Genomic DNA, 20,029 nt, shown 5'->3' with positions numbered 1-20,029 from the left:
TACTGCCCCGCAGCCTGATCCCCCTTAATAGCCATCTGAGGTCCTGCCGGACCTCTGCTTTGCTATACCTTTTTCGAGCCATCTGACTTTTTACCACCATCCTTCATTTTTGGGGTTGACTTCTAATAGTTAATCTTTCTTAAGGATAGTGTGCCGCCCCGCCGGGTATTTTAATCTTACATCGCCACGTGCTTGGCTAAAAACTGCGCCGCGGTCTGGCTCAGCTTGGAATCGACCTCGCTGGCCGCCGCCGAATCGTCCTCGCTGAGGAAAGCGACGCAGCCGGTCACATCGCCGTCGGTGATGATCGGCGCGGCGACGACCACGTGGTAGTCGTCATGCTCGGAAATGCTGATATCGCTGGGGTCGCCCAGCTTGTGCTCGTAGACCGTGCGCTGCTCCATAAGCGTTTCAAAATCGCTCGAAAGCGTTTTTTCAAAAATATCCTTTTTCGCGCCGCCCGCGACTGCGATGACCGCGTCGCGGTCACAGATCGCGCAGCTCAGGCCCGCCGTGCGCGAAAGCGCCTCGGCCAGCTCGTTTGCAACGGTGCCCATTTCGCCCATGGGCGAATATTTCTTGAAGATCACCTCTCCGTCGCGGTCGGTGAAGATCTCAAGCGGGTCTCCCTCCCGGATGCGCAGAGTGCGGCGGATCTCTTTTGGAATGACGACACGCCCCAGGTCGTCGATGCGGCGTACAATGCCGGTTGCCTTCATTGTTGCGTTCCCTCCCAATACGGAATTTTTGGCTGTAGTGGTAGTATCCCTGCCCGCGCTGTAAATATGTAGGCATTGGTTTGGGAATTTTTTCTCAACCGCCCAAAAAGCGCAAAAACGCCCGGACAGAAAAGCGTCCGGGCGTTTTTCATTTTTTATAACGTCACCGGGTGACACGGCATCCGGTCACGATGCCTGCCGGCGTGCCATACAGTTTCAAGCCGGTATACGGTGTGTTGGACGCCTTGGAACGGTAAGACGTGTACGTCTTTTCGCAGTCCCAATCGAGCAGCACGAGCCTTGCAAAGCACCCCGCCTCGACCGCGTGGCGCGGCAGCCGGTACAATTCGGCGGGCGCGCGGCTCATTTTGTCCAAAAGCTGCATTCTGGTCAGATGCCCTGCCCGCGTAAGGGAGGTGTTGCAAACGGAAAACGCGGTCTCCAGCCCGGTGATGCCCGAGGGCGCCCGCGCAAACTCGCGCGCCTTTTCCGCCGCGGTATGCGGCGCATGGTCGGTCGCAATCATGTCGATCGTGCCGTCCCGCAGGCCCTCGATGAGTGCGAGACGGTCCTTTTCGCTCCTGAGCGGCGGGTTCATGCGCGCGAGCGTGCCATAGGTGAGCACGTCCGCCTCGGTCAGCGAGATATGGTGGGGCGTCGCCTCGGCGTGGATGTCCGCGCCGAGCGCCTTGCCCGCGCGGATGAGCGCGACCGACTGCGCGCTCGACACATGCTGGAACAGTACGCGCGCACCGGTATCGAGCGCGAGCGCGATGTCGCGCGCGATCATCGCACTTTCCGCGCTTGCCATCGCGCCGGGCACGCCGAATTTTTTCGCGGCCGCCGATCCAAAGTTGACCCCGGGCGACGGCACGAGCGACGGTTCCTCTTCATGAAAAGAAAGCAGCATGTCCAGCCGTTTGGCCTCGCACATGGCAGCGCGGCACAGCGCGGCCGAGGTGAGGTTTATCCCGTCGTCGGTCAGGCAGGGCGCGCCCGCCGATTGCAAGGCGGCGAAATCGGTCAGCTCCTGTCCCTTAAGGCCTTTGGTGACTGCGCCCGCCTGCAGCACTTGTACCGGTTCGTTTTCCGCTTTTTTCGTCACATATTGGATGATTTCGGGCGTATCGCAGGTCGGCAGCGTGTTGGCCATGCAGATGACCGCCGCGTAGCCGCCCGCCGTGGCCGCCGCCGCGCCGGTATGCACATCTTCCTTTTCGGTCTGGCCGGGGTCGCGGAAGTGCACGTGGCCGTCCACAAAACCGGGCGAGACGGTCAGCCCCGCAGCGTCGAGCGTTTCGCAGCCCGCAGGCGCGTCGATGCGCGCGTCCACGCGCGAAATCACCCCGTCGTCCCCGACGAGCACGTCGCGCTTTTCGTCGAGGCCGGTGTAAGGGTCCATGATATGGCCATTTTGAATCAGCAGCATGTGTTTTCCCTTTCCTTATATCACATCAGGTGGTCGAACGTGACGACCGGGTTATACCGCTTATCGATCTCTTTGAGGCGGTCGCGCAGCGTCATCATCAGCGTGCGGCGGTCGTCGTCGTCATAGCTGAACGGCACGACCACGTCGAAAATCAGGTTGATCTGCCGCTCGCCGTCCACCACGCGGAAATCATGCATGGTGAGCGTTTCGTCGATTTCGCGCAGCGTCGCGTCCACCTGCTCACGCAGCGCGGCGACGTGCGCGTTGTCCACGTCGATCGGATCCATGTGGATGACAAGATACACGCCGGTGCGCTGCCAGACGTGCTTTTCCGCCTCGTCGATGATCTCGTGCACGGCGACGAAGTCCGCGTTGCACGGCACCTCGGCGTGAAGCGAGGCCAGCGAACGGCCAGCGCCGTAGTTGTGCACGATCAAGTCGTGCACGCCGACGATGTAATCGGCTTCGAGCACAATCTTTTCAATGGCCTGCGCGACCTCAGGATCAGCCGCCTGCCCGAGCAGCGGATCGAGCGTATCCTTGGCGATGCCGAAGCCCGCCCACAGGATGAACAGCGCGACCAGCACGCCCACATAGCCGTCCACCGGGAGCGTGGTGAACCGGCCCGCGACCATGCCCAGAATGACCACGCCGGTCGTGACCACGTCATTGATGCTGTCCTGCATGGCGGCCATCAGCACGGGCGAGTCGATGCGTGTGCCGATCTTGCGGTTAAACGCGCCCATCCAGAGTTTGACCAGCATGGAAACCGCCAGAATGGCGACCAGCACGCCCGAAAATACAATTTCCTCCGGGTGTAGGATGCGGTCAAACGAGGTTTTGAGAAATTCCACGCCGACCAGCAGAATAATCATCGACACCGCGAGCCCCGCGATATATTCGGTACGGCCATAGCCGAACGGGTGCTTGGCGTCCGGCGCCTTGCCTGAAACCTTGAAGCCGACGATGGAAATCAAGCACGAAAGCCCATCGGACAGGTTGTTGAACGCGTCGGCCGCGATCGAGATCGACCGCGTGACAAGGCCGATCGCGAGCTTCAAGGCGAATAAAAACACGTTGCACGCGATGCCGACCGCGCCCGAGAGCACGCCGTAGCGTTCGCGCACCGCCGCGTCGCGCGCGTTGTCCGCGCCGGGCACGAATAGGCGGATGAGGATGTCTGTCATAATACCCCTCTTACTTTTAAAAGATGATAAAGTCCCGCAAAAATCGCCGCTTGCAGCAGCATAAGCGCGGGGATGCCCAGCATGAACCGCTTATGCAGCGTCTTGTGCCGGATGAGCAGCATGGTCAGGTACACGCCCGGCCCGCCGCCCACGAGCGCCCAGAAAAAGAGCGTGCGCTCGGGTACGCGCGTCCACGAACGCGGCGCCGCCAGCTTGTCATAAACGCATACGGCCATGCCAATCAGGTTGACCGCAAGCAGATAATAGATCATATGCCGCAGCATGTGCGCCGCCTCCCCTCCCAATGCAAACTATTTGTTTATTCTACCATAGCATGCCGCGGTAAGCCAAGGGTAAACCGTCAAAACGCGCCGCAAAAGCGGCGCGTTTTTCTTTAGCCTTCTGGCTTCACAAGGCGTTTGGGGTTGCCGTTGTCAAACGGCACGTCAAACGGCTGCTGCAAAAACCAGCCCGCGTCGAACTGCGCGGCATACTGCCCGGCGAGCGCGGCGGCGCGGATGCGCGCGAGGCCGAGCAGCTCGGGCACCGAATCGGTGCGCGTTTCGCCCGGCGTCCACAGATTGTTCCACGGGCCGTGCTCCTCATTGAGGCAGTCCCACTCTGGACGCTCGAGCTTCATGTGCCCGGTGAGCAGCGCGCCGCGCCCGAGCGCGCGCTCGATTTTCTGCATGCCGCGGTAGACCAGCCGGCTTTCCGAATAGAGGAAATTCTCCCACGCGAGCATTTCCTGGAATGCGCGGCGCAGCTCGCGTGTCGGCACGTCTTCACCGTATACCATGCGCAGCGCAGCGTGCAGTACGCAGGCGATCACGGCGAGCTCGTCCGTTTCGAGCGCATAAAACGCATCCGGGTCAAACTTTGTGACCGGCTCGTTTTCGCGTACGAGATAGAGCGCATAATCGATATCGCTCTCAATCTGGCAGTGCACCGCCGATGCCGACAGCTTCGGGTCGGCCGAGCGGATCTGCTCCTGCCGGCAGTAAACGTAGGGGTGGATCTCGCTGTCGAGCGCATAGTGGCAAAGGAAGCCGTAAAAATACGCCTGCGCGATCTCGTGCGCGTCGCCTGTCAGGCAATGCACCGCGCGCGACAGCGCGGAAAACAGTTCGCCGGCCTTTTCAGAGTGCATACGGTTGCCCGCCCGGTGCAGCGGGCTGCCGACCGCAATTTTGCGGTAAAACAGCGGGTCGGGGCCCTGGCAGCCCCACCGAAAGCATGCCGGGCGGCGTCTCGCGGCCATTTGCGCGGGCGCGGGCATCACGGGCAGCACGTCCTCGCCAAACAGATGATGGGATACAAAGTCAGCCATATTTTCTCCATCCTTTCCGCGTGTGGTGCTCTCATTATACATGCTTTTCCGCCAAACCGAAACCCGGCGGGACAAAAGTTTTCAGAATTTTTTCGCTTGCGCGCCGCGCTCCCAAAGCTTATACTGGAAAACAAGAGCATCGCGAAAGGAACATCAAAGCCATGAACATCACAAAACGGGATATTTTGGAACTCCGCCGCCGGATGAAGAAGACCGAATGCTCGGTCACGCGGGTGTGCGGCTGCTATGTCAATTCGGGCAAGCAGGTCGTGCTGAAATTCAGCGAGCCTTTCCTTGATCTGGAGGAGGACGAGTTCTTTAAATATCTGGAGATCGCCAAAAAAACGCTTTCGGGCACGCTGGGCAACAACCTGCTGGAGCTGGAATTTGACCGCACAGAGGACGCCGCCGCCCGCCAGCAATACCTGCTCGCGCTCAAGGGCAGCAAGCTGAAAAACGACGAACTGCTCGACCGCCTATACGAGCAGATCATCGAGCACTACCGCTATCCGGGCAACTACTTAATCCTCGTCTATCACGACGTTTACGACGTGATGACCCGCACGAGCGACCGCCAGAAGCTTGATGAATCCGAGGAAATCTATGAATACCTGCTGTGCGCGGTCTGCCCGGTCGAGCTTTCCAAGCCCGGGCTGGGTTACCGCGAGGAGGAAAACCGTATCGGCGCGCGCGCACGCGACTGGGTGGTCGGCCTGCCCGATCTCGGCTTCGTCTATCCCGCGTTTGCCGAGCGCGGGAGCGACGTTTCCGCCGCGCTGTATTACCTGAAAAACGCCAAGGAATCCCATCCGGAGTTTGTGGAGAACGTGCTGGGCTGTGTGTCCCAGCGCACCGCCGCCGAAGAGCGCGAAACGTTCGAGACCATCGTGAAAAGCGCGTTCGGCGAAGAGGAAGAGCAGGCGGAGACCGCTTTTTTAAAGATCCAGAAGAATTTAAACGGTCTGGTCGTCGAGCAAGAGGAGGACGAAACGCTTCCTCCGGTCACGCTGACGCGCGAGGCCGTCGCCGGGGTTTTGGAGGACGCGGGCGTGGCGGACAGCGCGAGAGCGCACATCGAGCGGGCGTACGCTGAGGAGTTCGGCCAGATGCCGCCTGCCGCGCAAAACCTGCTGGATACCAAACTCGTCGCGCAGAGCGCGCAGCGCGAACGCACGCTCGCACTGGAAGAGCAGGTTTCGGCGCTTAAGGAACAGCTCGCGCAGCAGGCAGAAGCCGGGGACGACGCGCCGCCGTGGGCGGAAACCGGCGCAGGCATCGTGCTGCAAGTGCCCGAGGAAAAGGCCGAAAAGATCAAGACCGAGGTCATCGGCGGGCAGAAATGCCTGGTCATTCCGCTCGAAAACGGCGAATCCGCGTGCATTAACGGCGTGAGCGCGGCGCTGTAAAAATATTTTTAATGAAAGACCCAAAAAAGAGTTACCCATTTATCGGGTAACTCTTTTTTAATTCATCGTAGACTATCTTTTAATTGAATGATTTTTTTGTGAATGCAGGCAATAATTTGTCTGAACTCGTTGTCCCCTTTATCTGTTGGATCATCCAACCCCCAATCTTCGCGCCTCCTGCAGGGAATTGCCGGGCACTGAACATTACATCCCATAGTAACCACTATATCGACAGGGGGAATGTCACATAGCAATTTGCTCCGTTGCGTCTGTTCCATGTCAATGTTATAAATCTGTTTTATCAACCGCACAGCGTCAGGGTTTATGCGAGGCTTCAATTCCGTTCCTGCAGAATAGCTTTCAAACACATCGGCTGCCAAAGCCTTTCCCAAAGCTTCGGCAATCTGACTGCGGCAAGAGTTGTGAACGCATATAAATGCCACTTTCGGCCGTTGCCTCATACTTATGCTCTCTCTTTCTGTATTAATGCGATTGCCTCATCTTTTTTCAGCACTTTGCCATACGAAACCACTTTCCCATTCACGACAAGCGCCGGGGTTGTCATTACCCCATAAGACGCGATTTGAGTAAAATTAGTAACATGCTCAATCGCCGTATCCATACCAAGCTCAGTAAGCGCTTCTTTTACCGCGACTTCCAGCGCATTGCATTTAGCGCACCCTGTGCCCAATACTTTTACATCCGCGCTCGCTTTGTTTGCTTTCACAGGCTCCATCATATCAGCATTATTCGTTGCACTGTGGTTAACGCTTTTATCCTTTTTCAATCCAAACAGTGTCATTATAGTGTCTCCTATTCGTTTGTTATTGTGGTGATTGTCACGATTTATGCCTAAACCAGAAAGGGCTGAAAGGCATTGAATAGGTAGCCTACTATTACAATGCCAATCATACAAACAGCAACGAACAAAGCAAGCAGCTTTGGTTTTACCGCTTTGCGCAGCATAATCAAAGAGGGAAGACTTAACGTTGTTACCGCCATCATAAACGCGAGAATCGTGCCCAATTGCGCGCCCTTGAACAGCAGCGCTTCGGCAATTGGTATGGTACCAAAAATATCAGCGTACATCGGAATACCCACTAGAGTTGCCACCAATACCCCGAATGGACTATTACCGCCAAGCACAGCCTTTATCCAATGTTCGGGTATCCAGTTATGAATGACTGCGCCAATGCCTACGCCAACCAAGATATAAGGGAACACCTTTCTAAACGTAGAACCAACCTGCTCTTTTGCATATTGCACCCGATCGCGTTTGGTGAGTGTGGGTAATTCGATATCTACACTGCCCGTGCTGTGAATAAAATCTTCCACGTATGGTTCCATATGCAGTTTTTCAATAATTGTGCCTCCAATTACGGCAATAAGCAGACCGACGATTACATAAATTACCGCTATTTTTGCACCAAAAATGCTTATCAGCAGGACTAGGCTCCCTAAATCAACCATAGGGGACGAAATTAGAAAGGAAAAGGTCACGCCTAGAGGCAACCCCGCACTGGTAAACCCAATAAAAAGCGGGATGGAAGAACAAGAGCAAAAGGGAGTGACTGTTCCCAATAGTGCGGAAACAATATTTGCCCAGATCCCGTGAAAACGCCCCAATATACGCTTGCTTCTTTCCGGTGGGAAATAGCTTTGAATATATGAAATAAGGAAAATCAGTAGGCAAAGCAATACCGTGATTTTTATTGTGTCATAAAAGAAAAACTGAATACTGCCTCCTAAGCGAGTTGTGATATCTAGTCCAAGAGCAGAAATCCCTTTTCCAATTATTGAGTTTAACCACTGCATACCGAGAACTTGATTTTGTATGAACAGCCAGAAAGTTTTTAAGATTTCCAAAATCTAACCTCCATTTGAGTTTTAAATCAAATTATTTTGATGTGTGGTGCTAAAAAAAGGCCATCCCTGAAAGATGGCTTTCTCAATCGCTTTTGCCAAGCTGTTCCGCGTCTGGTGTCGTAAGCTGCAACAGTAGGGCAGCGGCAGCTTTGCTTCCCGCCGTGTTTAAGCTGTAATGCGTCCATTTTCCGTCTTGACGGCTTGATACTATACCAGATTCACATAAAATTTTCATATGATAGGACACAGCAGACTGTCCCATATGCAACTCGTCTATTAATACACAAGCGCACTTTTCACCGCTGCGCAGCAATTCCAGTATTGCTAAGCGCTTAGGGTCGCATAGTGCCTTGAATATTTTTGCCTGAGCATAAAAACTGTTTGCCACAACGCACCTCACATCAAAATAATTTGATATGAATAGTATATGCATCTATAATTGCTTTGTCAATACCTGTTTTACCCCCTCATACGCGCGAGCGGGTTTCCCTTGTCCAGCACCCCGCCGAGTAGACGCACCGCGCCTAAAACCCGGTTTTTCCTCATTCGGGGAACACCTCCTGATTCCGCCATCTAAGCACCCATAGGGCACGGCGCATTATGATATACGCCTAAATACCAAGGCAATGTGTCGTGTTTTGTATACTTCTATGAAACACCCACCTCGCAGGTTCAATAGGTTCAGAATGATTTTCCCGTCGGCCTGCCTCCTGTGCCGTGTTTTTTCAGGCACAGATAGCCGCGCCGGAGCAGCACGTTTAATCTGGGCTGCATCCGTTCCATATTGCCCATCCTGCCGTTGACAAGCTGGAACAGGCCGCGCTTGCTGATTTCTGTCTGCCCTGCGTCGAGCAGTCGGCGCAATTATTGGATGCCCTGCAAGATGCCCCTGAGCAGTATCGCGTTATGGTGTCGATTCTACTATATACGGGTTTGCGGCGCGGCGAACTTTGTGGTCTGGAATGGAAAGATATTGACTGGAAAAAAGGGCTTCCCGCCGCGTTATTAAATTGACTGCGGATGCCTTGTATAGGCTCAAACAGCACCGCCTTAGCCAATCTAAGCAGCGGTTGCAGGTAGGCGACCACTGGAAAGAGGCAGACCGTTTATTTACATGCTGGGGCGGCGGCAGCGAAAGCGCTGGAAACTGTCCTTTCGGGTGCTATCCAGCGCAGGGCAGAAAACGGTGCGATAAACACCAAACAAACACCAAAACGCAATTGGGATGAAAAGTAAAATCATAAAAAATTAAAAAAATACCCCGTATTCTGATGAATACGGGGTTTCTATTGGTGCCGCCAGCCGGAATCGAACCGGCACAGTATCGCTACCGGGGGATTTTAAGTCCCCTGCGTCTACCAGTTCCGCCATGGCGGCGTGTCTTTCATTATAGCAGACCCACGGCGGACTGTCAAATACCGATATGCGGCGGCAGGCCGCGTTTTTTGCGCAGGAAAACAACATGCCCCGCACCCGCGGCGGTAAAAAGCGGGGCGGAGCATTTCCGCAGCGGGCGTGCCGCGCGGCTCTATGTACCCCCGAAAGGGGGGGCAGAGAACTCAGAACTGCTGCTGGTCGTTCTTCTTGTTCTGCTGATTCTGCTGCTGGTTGCGATTCTGCTGCTGGTTGTTCTGCTGGTTCTGCTGCTCGTTCTGCTTATTCTGCTTGCTCATGACGAGTCACCTCTTTTTTAGATTTTTCGACTTCAGTTTGCGCGCCTTGGCGGGAAAATATACGCGCAGGTCTTGCGAAAGAGCAAAAAATTTGATACACTTTATACGCTACGCCTGTCGGCGTTTTATCACTTTGTCGCTATTTACCATGATAGAAAGAGGGATATACACCATGTCGGGACATTCGAAATGGCATAACATTGCCAAGCGCAAGGGCGCGAATGACGCGAAAAAAGCAAAAATATTCACCAAGATCGGCCGAGAGATGGCCATTGCCATCAAGGAGGGCGGTTCGGCCAACCCGGACTTCAATGCGCGCCTGCGCGACTGCATCGCAAAGGCCAAGGCCAACAATATGCCCAACGACAATATCAAGCGCACGCTGGATAAATACTCAGGTGCGAGCGGTCAGGTCAATTACGAGGCCAATGAGTACGAGGGCTACGGCGTGGGCGGCGTTGCCGTCGTCGTGGAGACGCTGACAGACAACAAAAACCGCACGGTGGCCGACGTGCGCCACTGGTTTGACAAATTCGGCGCGGGCCTCGGCTCGGCCGGCTGCGTGTCGTGGCAGTTTGATAAAAAGGGCGTGATCGTCATGGAGCGCGGCGAGCTGGACGAGGACACGGTGATGATGCAGGCGCTCGACGCCGGTGCGGAGGACTTCCGCGCCGACGAGCAGACCTTTGAGATATACACCGCGCCGGACGATTTTTCAGCTGTGCGCGAGGCGCTCGAGACGCTCGGCTATTCATTCGTCGAGGCGCAGGTCGAGCGCGTGCCGCAAAACTATATCACCCTTGAAAAAGAGGAGGATATGGTGCGGATGCGCAAGCTGCTCGACGCGCTGGAGGATAACGACGACGTGCAGAACGTCTGGCATAACTGGGAGAACGAGGACGATTACGAGGGCTGAGAGGCTCTGTGATCGCCTCGGCCGCGTGTATCCGCGCGGTGCCGTATGGCAGCCTGCACAAAGAGAAAGGAAGGCTTGCGCATGGCAGATTTTGCAGCACATCACCTGTTTGGGGAGCAAGCGCTCAGGGTATTTCCAGCCGCGGTGCAGCAGATCGCGGCCGCGCACCCGGCCTGTTTTCACTGGGGGTGTCAGGGACCCGATCCACTGTTTTACCGCAAGCTGCTGTGCGGCAGTCCGCTGCATAAGCTGGGCAACCGGATGCACGGGGAAAAGACCGGCGCGCTGTTCGCCGCGCTGGCACGCGCCGTGCAGGCGCTCAGCGGGGAGGGACATGAGATCGCCGCCGCGTATTTTTTCGGCTTTGTATGCCATTATGCGCTCGACAGCGAGCTGCACCCCTATGTCTACTGCCGGCAGGAGCAGATACGCGCAGCGGATGGCAAGCTGTCCGCCTCGGCCGTGCATTGCCAAATTGAGAGCGATATTGACTTTCTGCTGTATGAGCGCGTCAGGCACCTGCCGGTGACCTCGTTTGAGCCGGAGGACTTTTACATACTCGAACCGACGGAAAAGGCTGTGCTGGCCGTACTGCTGCATACCGTGCTGCGCCGGGTATACGGCGCGGACGTGCCGACCGGCGAACTGCGCGGCGCGTTTGACGAGATGCTCTCGTGGGAGAGCTTCCTGTATTCCGAAAGCCGCACAGTATACCGCGCGGCGCGGCGGCTTGAGCGTCTGCTGGGGCGCGGCGCGCTGCTGACCGGGCATATGAAGCTCGAGCGCCCCGCGTGGGACGCGCTCAACGATGCGCACGCCCCATGGCACAACCTCTGGTCACCCGGCCAGCCGCGCAGCGAATCAGTCATTGACCTGTTCGGTCTGGCGCGCATCCGCGCGGCTGCGCTCGCAGGGCAGTATACCGCGCAGTTCGACGCGGGGCTAACGCTGCACGGACGGTTTGACCAACCGTTCGATAACGGCAACCCCAAAAAGTGTGCCGCCGCCAAAAGATGAAGAAACAGCCGGTGTTCCGCAGCTATGCGGGATGCCGGTTTTGTTAGCGGCGGCTATTTTTGCCGTCAGCCCTTTGCAGCCGCGCCGGGTATGTGGTACAATACTGGAACAACAAAGCATCTTCCAAGGGGGCAGGTCTGCCGTGCGTGACGCGGTCTGGTATTTTCTTGCGGTCAGCGCCATCGGCGCGGCCGTTTGCGTTTATGATAAGCTGGCCGCGCCGCGCGGCTGGACGCGGGTGCCCGAGCGCACGCTGTTTTTCTGGGCGCTGGTGGGCGGTGGGCCGGGCGTTTATTTGACCATGCTGCTCATTCGGCACAAAACGCTGCACCGTCGCTTTATGCTGGGTATTCCGGCAATCATGATATTGCAAATTGCAATCATTGTTGGCATATATAACATATTGTATTCAAGGGGATTGCTATGACCAATGCATTGATCCATCTGTTCATCAAAAACGCGGACGATACGCGCAACGCGCGGGTGCGCGAGTCCTACGGCGTGCTTTCCGGCGCAGTGGGCATTGCCTGCAATGTGCTGCTGTTTGCGCTCAAGCTGACCATCGGCTTGCTGACCGGCTCGATCTCGATCGCGGCAGATGCGTTCAATAACCTGTCGGACGGCCTTTCCTGCCTGATCTCGATCATTGGCTTCAAGGTGTCGGGCAAGGAGCCGGACGAAAAGCACCCCTTTGGCTATGGGCGCACCGAATACATCGCCGGGCTGGCCGTGGCCTTTCTCATCATCTTGGTGGGCGTGGAATTTTTCAAAACCTCGGTCGACCGTATCCTCCACCCGACCGCCGTGGCGTTTTCCGGCGTGCTGCTCGGCGTGCTCGCAGCATCCATGCTCGTCAAGCTTTGGATGGGCGCGTTTAACGTCAGCATTGGCCGGCGCATCGACTCGCCCGTGCTCATGGCCGCTGGACAGGACAGCCGCAACGATGTCATCACGACCGGCGTGGTCGTCCTCGGCATGATCGCGGGGCGGTTCACCACCCTGCCGGTGGACGGTTATGTGGGCGTGCTGGTGGCGGGCTTTATTATCTGGGCGGGCATCGGCATCGCACGGGACACGGTCGCGCCCCTGCTGGGCGAGGCCGCCGACCCCGAAGTTGCGCAGAGCATCATCAAAATCGTCATGGAGTCGGACTGCATCGTCGGTGTGCACGACCTGATCGTGCACAATTACGGCGCGGGGCGCTCGCTGGCCTCAATTCATGCCGAGGTGCCCGCGGATTCGGACTTTGTCGCCGTGCATGAGGCGATCGACGAGGCGGAAAAGCACGTATGGCAGCGCACCGGTGTGTATCTGGTCATCCATATGGATCCGATCGACGTCAACAACGCGCATATCGCCGCCCTGCGCGAGCATGTGGACAGCACGCTGCGCGCGATCGACCCAGCGCTGACGATGCACGATTTCCGTGTGGTGGACGGTGAGCGGCAGATCAACCTGATTTTCGATGTGGTCGTACCGTTTACATATGATGTCAGCGCCAAGCGCAATTTGATGATGACAATTCGTAATCAATTAAAAGAAATTGACGTTCGGTATAACCCTGTGGTGACCTTTGACCACAAGATGTAATGAGCGCTGCGCCCGTGGAAGGTTTTCCGCGGGCGCTTTTTGTGAAAACGCGGCGCGAACATGGACAGGTGCGCGGCCATCGGCTATAATAGAAGGCAGAACACGCTTTGCAGGGAGGTTTGCATATGCTGCTGATACAAAACGGACGGGTGCTCGACCCGTACACCGGTACGGACGCACCGGGCGACGTGCTCATCGGGGAGGACGGCGTGATCGAAGCGCTTGCGCCGCGCCTTGCCGCGCCCGCGGGCTGCGCGGTGTATGACGCGGCCGGGCTGACCGTATCGCCGGGCTTTGTCGACGGGCACGTCCACTTCCGCGACCCCGGCCAGACGGCCAAGGAGGATGTGCTGACAGGTGCGGCGGCGGCCGCCGCGGGCGGATATGCGACGGTCATCTGCATGGCCAATACGCTGCCGACCTGCGATACGCCCGAGATTATCCGCTATGTGGCCGATAAGGCTAAGGATTGTCCTGTGCAGGTTTTACAGGCGGGCGCAGTGACCCGGGGACTGAAAGGGCAGGAGCTGACCGATTTCGGCGCGCTGCTGGACGCTGGCGCGCCCTGCCTGACCGACGACGGCATCAACCTGACCTCAGCCGGGCTGTGCCGCGCGGCGATGGAGCGGGCGGCCGCGCTAGGCGCGCTGCTGTCCTTCCATGAGGAGGAGCCGTCGCTCGTACCCTCGCCGGGCGTCAATTTCGGCTCGGCGGCGGCGGAAAAATTCGGTGTGCCCGGCGCGCGTGCCTGTGCCGAGAGCGCGATGATCGCGCGGGATATTGCGCTGGCGCTCGATACGGGCGCGCGTGTGCTGTTCCAGCATGTGTCCTCGGCGCAGTCGGTCGCGCTCATCCGCGCGGGCAAGGCGCTGGGCGCACAAATATACGCTGAGGTCACGCCGCATCACCTCGCCTTGACCGAGGAGGACGTGCTTGACCACGGCACGCTGGCGCGCATGAATCCGCCACTGCGGCAGGAGACTGACCGGCAGGCGCTAATTGCGGGGCTGTGCGATGGCACGATCGACATGATCGTCACCGACCACGCGCCGCACACGGCGGAGGAAAAGGCGCGGGAGTTTGCCAAAGCGCCCTCGGGCATCACCGGGTTGGAGACCGCGTTTTCCGTCTGCTGCACCTATCTGGTGCAGACTGGCCGCATGACGCCCATGCAGCTCATTGAAAAAATGAGCATGAACCCGGCCAAGGTGTACGGGCTGACCGGCCGCGCGGTGCGGGCGGGCAACTATGCCCGGCTGGTACTGCTCGACTGGACCGCGAACAAGGTGTACCAAAGCTACCGCTCCAAATCGAGCAATACGCCGTTTACCGGCGCAGCGCTCACCGGCGCACCGCGCGCCATTGTCACCGGCTGCCGCGTGACCGAGGCGTGAGCCGCGCACATGACGGCGCATGGTCGGCAAAAGGGTATATAATAAGTTATAATTTATATTAAAATAACATATTGTCGCTTGCCGCGCAGCAGCCTGCCAAAATTTGCACAACGTAGCGCTACATAATTATCCGCTGCGAAGTCATACTACCTCCACAGCCAGAAATTCCGTATGGGAGGGAACACGCAAATGAAGGCAACCGGCATTGTACGCCGTATAGATGATCTGGGCCGCGTCGTCATTCCGAAGGAGATCCGCCGCACACTGCGTATCCGGGAGGGCGACCCGCTGGAGATTTTCACCGACCGCGACGGCGAGGTCATTTTCAAAAAATACTCTCCGATGGGGGAGATGGGGGCAGTCGCAGCCGAGCTGGCCGAGGCGCTTGCGCGCACGGCGGGCGTCAGCTGCGCGATCTGCGACCGCGACGCGGTCATCGCCGCAGCGGGCGGCGCGAAAAAGGATATTCTGGAAAAGAGCATCTCGGCCGAGCTGGAGGCGCTGATGGAGCAGCGCGCGGTTTACGAGCGCGGCGCGGAGCAAGGCTCGGATATCCTCGTGTCGCCGAGCGATTCCTATAATGTGGTGGTCGCTGTGCCGATCATCACCGACGGCGATGTGACGGGCTGCGTCATCTTTGTCAGCGAGGATGACCACGCAGCGGCCGACGAGGTCGGCGTCAAGCTGTGCCAGACTGCGGCGCAGTTTTTGTCCAAGCGCGTGGCGATGTGAGGAGGCGCGGCGGCATGGAGCACAGAAAGACGCACGGAAACGAGCCAAAGGCATTCCCACGGTATGACGACGCAGCGCATATCGACACCGCAGCCGTCGCCCCGAAGGGCGGGCATCCCGGAGAGCACGCGCTGCGCGGTGATCCCGCCGCGACCGAATACACCGAGCGCTATTGCCGCCCGGATGGACGGTGACGCCGCGTTCGGCGCGGAAAAATCAGAAAAACCATCTTTTCACACCGATACAAGCAGCGGAGTGGCCGTTTTGCGGTCTCTCCGCTGCTTTTTGCGCGGCTGATGGAGAGGGAGCAGGCGCGCCGTCGCCGGGCCGACCCACAATGTTCGTGAAATTTTGGTCAAATTTTTTGTGTTTTAGGGTTGCCTATTTGGTGTGATAAACAGTATAATCTAAGGTGCAAGGCTGTGCGTGTACGCGGCCTGCCGATCCATTATGAAGATGGAGCCGGAGCTTGGTTCCGGTTCTTCTTGCGCAGAATAACAGAGAGGTGAAAAACATGGTGTATTCGTTCCGTGGCGGCATTCATCCCGGTACCCACGCAGACCCGGGCTACAAGGCCGCGACAAACACCAAGCCGATCGAGAAGCTGGCGCTGCCGGACGAGGTCGTCCTGCCGGTTTCTATGCATATCGGCGCTCCGGCAAAGCCGATCGTTTCGGTCGGTGATGTCGTGGATCTGGGGCAGCCCATCGCGGAGGCGGGCGGCTTTGTCAGCGCCCCTGTCCACGCAACCGTGTCCGGCAAGGTAAAGGCGATCGAACCCCGCCTGCATCCGAGCGGCAGCAAGCTCCTGTCCATCGTGATCGAAAACGATGGAGAGGATCGTCCGCATGAGTCCGTACATCCGTATGACTTCGCGTCCATGTCCAACGAGGAGCGCATCGAGTGCATCCGTTCGGCCGGCATCGTCGGCCATGGCGGCGCGACCTTCCCGACTCACGTCAAGATCCAATCCGGCATTGGCAAGTGCGACACGGTCATCATCAACGGTGCGGAGTGCGAGCCGTACATCACCAGCGACCACCGTCTGCTGCTCGAGCGCCCTGAAGAGGTGATCGGCGGCCTGAAGATGCTGGCCGACATCATGGGCGTGCAGAACGCGATCATCGCTATTGAGGAGAACAAGGCCGACACCTTCCCCGGCATTGAAAAGCTGATTGCGGACGATCCGCGGCTCAAGCTCTACCCGCTCAAGTGTAAGTATCCGCAGGGCGCGGAAAAGCAACTCATCAACGCCTGCACCGGGCGCGAGGTGCCCTCCGGCAAGCTGCCGGCGGACGCGGCCTGCGCCGTGTTCAACGTCGATACCGCCGGCGCGGTATACCGCCGGTTTACCACGGGTATGCCGGTCATTCGCCGCGTGGTCACCATCGCCGGCTCGGCCGTGGCCGATCCGAAAAACCTTGAAGCCCGCATCGGCACACCGATAGAAAAGCTGATTGACGCCTGCGGCGGCTTCAAGGAAGCGCCCAACAAGCTGCTGGCCGGTGGCCCGATGATGGGCAACGCCCAGTTTTCGCTGGATACGCCGGTTGTCAAGGGCACCAATGCCTTTCTCTGCTTTGCCGGGGACGAGGATAAGCGTGTGGACGATCCGCAGTGCATCCGCTGCGCCCGCTGCATTGACGCCTGCCCGATGCACCTGCTGCCGATTTACATGAACGTGTACGGCAAGGTCAACGACTTTGACAACGCGATCGAGTGCGGCATGATGGACTGTATCGAGTGCGGCTCATGCTCCTATGTCTGCCCGGCCCGCATCCCGCTGGTCGCGCAGTTCCGCCTGTCCAAAGGTAAGATACAGGCTAAGCGCATGGCGGAAAAGGCCAAGGCTGAGGCCGAAAAGGCCGAGAAGAAGTAAGGAGGGGAAAACGAAATGGCATATGATCTGAGTAAAGTAGTTGTCACCTCCTCACCCCATATCAAGGCGGATGACGACACCCGCAGCCTGATGCTCGATGTGCTGATCGCACTGATTCCGGCGCTGGCTGTTTCGGTATTCACCTTCGGCCCGCGCGCACTGGTGCTGACCGTTATCTCGATGGTCGCCTGCGCGGTGTTCGAGACTATTTACAACAAAATCGTGGGGCACCCGAATACGGTGGGCGACCTGTCCTGTTTTGTCACCGGTGTGCTGATCGCGTTCAACATCCCGGTCGCCGCGCCGTGGTGGCTGCCGGTGTTCGGCGCGCTGTTCGGCATCATCGTGGTCAAGATGCTGTTCGGCGGCATCGGTCGGAACTTTATGAACCCCGCGCTCGGCGCGCGCGCGTTCTTACTGGCCTCGTGGCCCGCGCTGATGACTGCGTGGACCGCGGCGCATGCCAGCCTACCGCTTTTCGGCAATGTGACCGTGACTGACGCGATCTCAACCGCGACCCCGCTGACCACACTCAAGGTCAGCACCATTCTGGACGCGGTCAGCGGCCCGACCGCCCCGCCAGCCAAGCCTGTCGCGCTGATCGACCTGCTGCTCGGCCAGACCGGCGGCGCGCTGGGCGAGACCTGTGCACTGGCTCTGCTGGCCGGCGGACTGTACTTACTCTACCGCAAGGTCATCACCATTAACATCCCGGCGGCATATATCCTGACCGTCGCGGTCATCACCTTCCTGTTCCCGGTGGGCGACCTGTCCCGCGTGGAGTGGATGTGCTCGCATCTGCTCTCGGGTGGCCTGATGCTCGGCGCGATTTTTATGGCGACTGACTACGTCACCAGCCCGGTAACGCCCAAGGGGCAGATCATCTTCGGCATCGGCTGCGGCCTGTTGACCGTGTTCATCCGCTACTTCGGCGGCCTGCCCGAGGGTGTTTCCTACTCGATCCTGATCATGAACACACTGGTTTGGGCGATCGACAAGAAGACCCATCCGCGCAAGTTCGGCTATAAGCTTGATAAAGTAAAGAAGGAGGCGCAGTAATTTATGGAAAGCAGCAAAAAAGAAGGCGGCATTGTACAGCTTGTCGTCGTACTGGGCCTCATCACGCTGTTCTGCGCGCTGCTGCTCGGCGTGATTAACGGCATGACGGCGGACAAGATCGTGCAGAACAACATCGACAAGCGCAACACCGCCATGGAGGAGATCATCCCCGGCGCGGCGTTTGAGGATCTGAACACCATCGTGCCCGCGCCGGATAAGGACACGCCCGAGATCAGCGGTGTGTATAAGGCGACCATCGACGGTGACGCGGTGGGCTACTGCCTCGAGGTCAAGCCCAAGGGCTTTGGCGGCGCGCTGACGCTGATCGTCGGCATTCGTGCGGACGGCACGGTCGCGGGCGCCAAGGTGACCGCCCACGGAGAAACGCCGGGTCTCGGCGCCAAGAGCCAGGACGCGGAGTGGATCGCGCAGTACGTCGGCCAGCCGGCTGACGGCAGCATCGCCGTCAATAAGGACGGCGGCTCGATCAACGCCATCACCGGCGCGACGATCACCTCCCGCGCGGTGACCAAGGGCGTCAATACCGCGGCGTCGTATGTCGCCATGCTGGGTTAAAGGAGGAAAGCCAATATGAATTTCAAGGAACAACTGAAGGCCGGTGTTATCCTCAATAACCCGGTTTTCATCCAGACCATCGGCCTGTGTCCTGCACTGGCCACGACGACCTCGCTGTCCAACGCTATCGGCATGGGTGCGGCGGCGACCGTCGTGCTGGTCTGCTCGAACGTGGTTATCTCGCTGCTGCGCAGGATCATCCCGGATAAGGTGCGTATCGCGGCGTTTATCACAATTATTGCGACCTTCGTTACCATGATCGACCTGATGATGCAGGCCTACCTGCCCGATCTGGCGGCCTCGCTGGGTTTGTTCCTGCCGCTTATCGTGGTAAACTGCATCATCCTTGGCCGCGCCGAGGCGTTCGCCTCCAAGAACAAGGTACTGCCCTCCGCGCTGGACGGCATCGTCATGGGCCTCGGCTTCACCTTTGCGCTCGTGCTCATGGGCTTCTTCCGTGAGCTGTTCGGCGCGGGCACCATCCTTTCCGGCTATGTCAACGCAGGCAAGGGCATTGCTGTTCCGTTCTTCAACGCAAACCCTGCGGTGATGATGATCCTACCGGCCGGCGGCTTTCTGATGATGGGCTTTATCTTCGCGGTCATCCAAAAGGTCATGGCCGGAAAGGAGGGCAAGTAAATGTTTAACCTACCTGCCTCCATGGGGCTTACCGATATTTTGTCGCTCGCCATCGCGGCGATTCTGGTAAACAACTACATTCTGGTGCAATTCCTCGGCTGCTGCTCGTTCTTCGGCGTTTCCAAAAAGACCGACACAGCGGTCGGCATGGGCATGGCGGTCATCTTCGTTATGGCAATCGCGTCCGCAGCGTCGTGGGCGGTGCAGTATTTCATTCTCGATCCGCTCGGCCTCGGCTATATGCAGACCATTGCGTTCATCCTCGTGATCGCAACGCTCGTGCAGTTTGTCGAGATGTTCATGAAAAAGGCGATGCCCTCGCTGTATTCGGCGCTTGGCATCTTCCTGCCGCTCATCACCACCAACTGCGCGGTGCTGGGCGCGGCCAAGACCAATATCGACAATGGCAATTCGTTCATCGGTTCGGTCGTGTATGGCGTGGCCGCGGGCATCGGCTATCTGCTGGCGATCGTGCTGTTCGCATCGATCCGCGAGCGTATGGATGCGACCATCAAATGTCCGAAATGCTTTGAGGGCTTTCCGATCGTGCTGGTATCGGCGGCGCTGCTGGCCATGTCCTTCATGGGCTTCTCCGGCCTGAGCATTCCGTGGTAAGC

Annotated in this window: 24 protein-coding genes and 1 tRNA gene; 14 read left to right on the top strand and 11 right to left on the bottom strand. The window is 58.1% G+C overall.

The window, feature by feature from the left end; translation table 11 throughout:
* Nucleotides 1–176: 176 nt before the first annotated feature.
* The 5 genes from MR935_RS09945 to MR935_RS09925 form a co-directional block, all read right to left on the bottom strand.
* Entirely contained in the window at nt 177–719 is a 543-nt protein-coding gene (locus MR935_RS09945; RefSeq protein ID WP_290573137.1) for a stage V sporulation T C-terminal domain-containing protein, read from the bottom strand.
* Nucleotides 720–882: 163 nt separating this feature from the next.
* Nucleotides 883–2,148, bottom strand: coding sequence for a dihydroorotase (locus MR935_RS09940; protein ID WP_320841898.1), 1,266 nt, complete (start codon nt 2,146–2,148; stop codon nt 883–885).
* A gap of 20 nt (nt 2,149–2,168) precedes the next feature.
* Nucleotides 2,169–3,335: a cation diffusion facilitator family transporter gene (locus MR935_RS09935; RefSeq protein ID WP_290573135.1), complete on the bottom strand. Its 1,167-nt coding sequence runs from the start codon at nt 3,333–3,335 to the stop codon at nt 2,169–2,171.
* Complete coding sequence (locus tag MR935_RS09930) at nt 3,332–3,619, bottom strand: DUF1294 domain-containing protein (RefSeq protein WP_290573134.1); 288 nt, start codon at nt 3,617–3,619, stop codon at nt 3,332–3,334. Before MR935_RS09930 ends, MR935_RS09935 begins: the two co-directional genes overlap by 4 nt.
* A 110-nt stretch (nt 3,620–3,729) precedes the next feature.
* Nucleotides 3,730–4,665, bottom strand: coding sequence for a zinc dependent phospholipase C family protein (locus tag MR935_RS09925; protein ID WP_290573133.1), 936 nt, complete (start codon nt 4,663–4,665; stop codon nt 3,730–3,732).
* A 167-nt stretch (nt 4,666–4,832) separates the two neighbouring features.
* Between MR935_RS09925 and MR935_RS09920 the strand changes: the two genes are divergently transcribed.
* Entirely contained in the window at nt 4,833–6,071 is a 1,239-nt protein-coding gene (locus tag MR935_RS09920) for a DUF4317 domain-containing protein (protein ID WP_290573140.1), read from the top strand.
* 62 nt (nt 6,072–6,133) lie between these two features.
* On the opposite strand, the gene MR935_RS09915 is transcribed toward MR935_RS09920, so the two are convergent.
* The 5 genes from MR935_RS09915 to MR935_RS09895 form a co-directional block, all read right to left on the bottom strand.
* Entirely contained in the window at nt 6,134–6,532 is a 399-nt protein-coding gene (locus MR935_RS09915) for an arsenate reductase ArsC (RefSeq protein ID WP_290573131.1), read from the bottom strand.
* Nucleotides 6,533–6,534: 2 nt separating this feature from the next.
* Nucleotides 6,535–6,810, bottom strand: coding sequence for a thioredoxin family protein (locus MR935_RS09910; protein ID WP_442863038.1), 276 nt, complete (start codon nt 6,808–6,810; stop codon nt 6,535–6,537).
* 113 nt (nt 6,811–6,923) lie between these two features.
* Nucleotides 6,924–7,937 (bottom strand): permease, encoded by a 1,014-nt coding sequence (locus MR935_RS09905; RefSeq protein WP_290573127.1) that lies wholly within the window; start codon nt 7,935–7,937, stop codon nt 6,924–6,926.
* Between the two features lie 82 nt (nt 7,938–8,019).
* Entirely contained in the window at nt 8,020–8,325 is a 306-nt protein-coding gene (locus MR935_RS09900) for an ArsR/SmtB family transcription factor (protein ID WP_290573126.1), read from the bottom strand.
* Between the two features lie 293 nt (nt 8,326–8,618).
* The gene (locus MR935_RS09895; RefSeq protein WP_290573125.1) at nt 8,619–8,801 is read right to left on the bottom strand and encodes a hypothetical protein; all 183 of its coding nucleotides are present in this window, start codon (nt 8,799–8,801) and stop codon (nt 8,619–8,621) included.
* 42 nt (nt 8,802–8,843) lie between these two features.
* On the opposite strand from MR935_RS09895, the gene MR935_RS10825 reads away from it, so the two are divergent.
* The gene (locus MR935_RS10825) at nt 8,844–8,951 is read left to right on the top strand and encodes a tyrosine-type recombinase/integrase (RefSeq protein WP_442863037.1); all 108 of its coding nucleotides are present in this window, start codon (nt 8,844–8,846) and stop codon (nt 8,949–8,951) included.
* Between the two features lie 276 nt (nt 8,952–9,227).
* On the opposite strand, the gene MR935_RS09890 is transcribed toward MR935_RS10825, so the two are convergent.
* Nucleotides 9,228–9,314: transfer RNA gene (locus tag MR935_RS09890), tRNA-Leu, on the bottom strand.
* 468 nt (nt 9,315–9,782) lie between these two features.
* Here MR935_RS09890 and MR935_RS09885 point away from each other — a divergent pair.
* The 12 genes from MR935_RS09885 to MR935_RS09830 all read left to right on the top strand — a co-directional run bounded on the left by MR935_RS09885 (nt 9,783) and on the right by MR935_RS09830 (nt 20,027).
* Entirely contained in the window at nt 9,783–10,526 is a 744-nt protein-coding gene (locus MR935_RS09885) for a YebC/PmpR family DNA-binding transcriptional regulator (protein ID WP_290573123.1), read from the top strand.
* 81 nt (nt 10,527–10,607) lie between these two features.
* Entirely contained in the window at nt 10,608–11,543 is a 936-nt protein-coding gene (locus MR935_RS09880; RefSeq protein ID WP_290573121.1) for a zinc dependent phospholipase C family protein, read from the top strand.
* 142 nt (nt 11,544–11,685) lie between these two features.
* On the top strand, nt 11,686–11,970 hold the full coding sequence (locus MR935_RS09875; RefSeq protein ID WP_290573119.1) for a DUF1294 domain-containing protein: 285 nt from the start codon (nt 11,686–11,688) through the stop codon (nt 11,968–11,970).
* A complete protein-coding gene (locus MR935_RS09870) occupies nt 11,967–13,133 on the top strand; it encodes a cation diffusion facilitator family transporter (protein ID WP_290573117.1) in 1,167 nt (388 codons plus the stop codon). The genes MR935_RS09875 and MR935_RS09870 overlap by 4 nt, the downstream gene beginning before the upstream one ends.
* Nucleotides 13,134–13,258: 125 nt before the next feature.
* A complete protein-coding gene (locus MR935_RS09865) occupies nt 13,259–14,527 on the top strand; it encodes a dihydroorotase (protein WP_290573115.1) in 1,269 nt (422 codons plus the stop codon).
* Between the two features lie 189 nt (nt 14,528–14,716).
* Entirely contained in the window at nt 14,717–15,259 is a 543-nt protein-coding gene (locus tag MR935_RS09860) for a stage V sporulation T C-terminal domain-containing protein (RefSeq protein ID WP_290573113.1), read from the top strand.
* Between the two features lie 14 nt (nt 15,260–15,273).
* Complete coding sequence (locus MR935_RS09855; RefSeq protein ID WP_290573111.1) at nt 15,274–15,453, top strand: hypothetical protein; 180 nt, start codon at nt 15,274–15,276, stop codon at nt 15,451–15,453.
* Nucleotides 15,454–15,773: 320 nt separating this feature from the next.
* Entirely contained in the window at nt 15,774–17,138 is a 1,365-nt protein-coding gene (rsxC, locus tag MR935_RS09850; RefSeq protein WP_290573109.1) for an electron transport complex subunit RsxC, read from the top strand.
* A gap of 15 nt (nt 17,139–17,153) precedes the next feature.
* Nucleotides 17,154–18,197 carry an RnfABCDGE type electron transport complex subunit D gene (locus tag MR935_RS09845; RefSeq protein WP_290573107.1) on the top strand — a complete coding sequence of 348 codons (1,044 nt, stop codon included), beginning with the start codon at nt 17,154–17,156 and terminating at the stop codon, nt 18,195–18,197.
* A gap of 3 nt (nt 18,198–18,200) precedes the next feature.
* Nucleotides 18,201–18,773, top strand: coding sequence for an RnfABCDGE type electron transport complex subunit G (locus tag MR935_RS09840; protein WP_290573105.1), 573 nt, complete (start codon nt 18,201–18,203; stop codon nt 18,771–18,773).
* Nucleotides 18,774–18,788: 15 nt separating this feature from the next.
* On the top strand, nt 18,789–19,412 hold the full coding sequence (rsxE, locus tag MR935_RS09835) for an electron transport complex subunit RsxE (protein ID WP_290573103.1): 624 nt from the start codon (nt 18,789–18,791) through the stop codon (nt 19,410–19,412).
* A complete protein-coding gene (locus MR935_RS09830) occupies nt 19,413–20,027 on the top strand; it encodes an electron transport complex protein RnfA (RefSeq protein WP_290573101.1) in 615 nt (204 codons plus the stop codon). It abuts the gene before it with no gap.
* Nucleotides 20,028–20,029: the final 2 nt, after the last annotated feature.

Origin of the sequence: Agathobaculum sp. (genome assembly GCF_022775115.1) — a bacterium.
In the GTDB taxonomy this organism is placed as follows: Bacteria; Bacillota; Clostridia; order Oscillospirales; family Butyricicoccaceae; genus Agathobaculum.
Note: the sequence above shows the minus strand (reverse complement) of the source record. Positions and strands in the feature narration are given on the sequence as shown.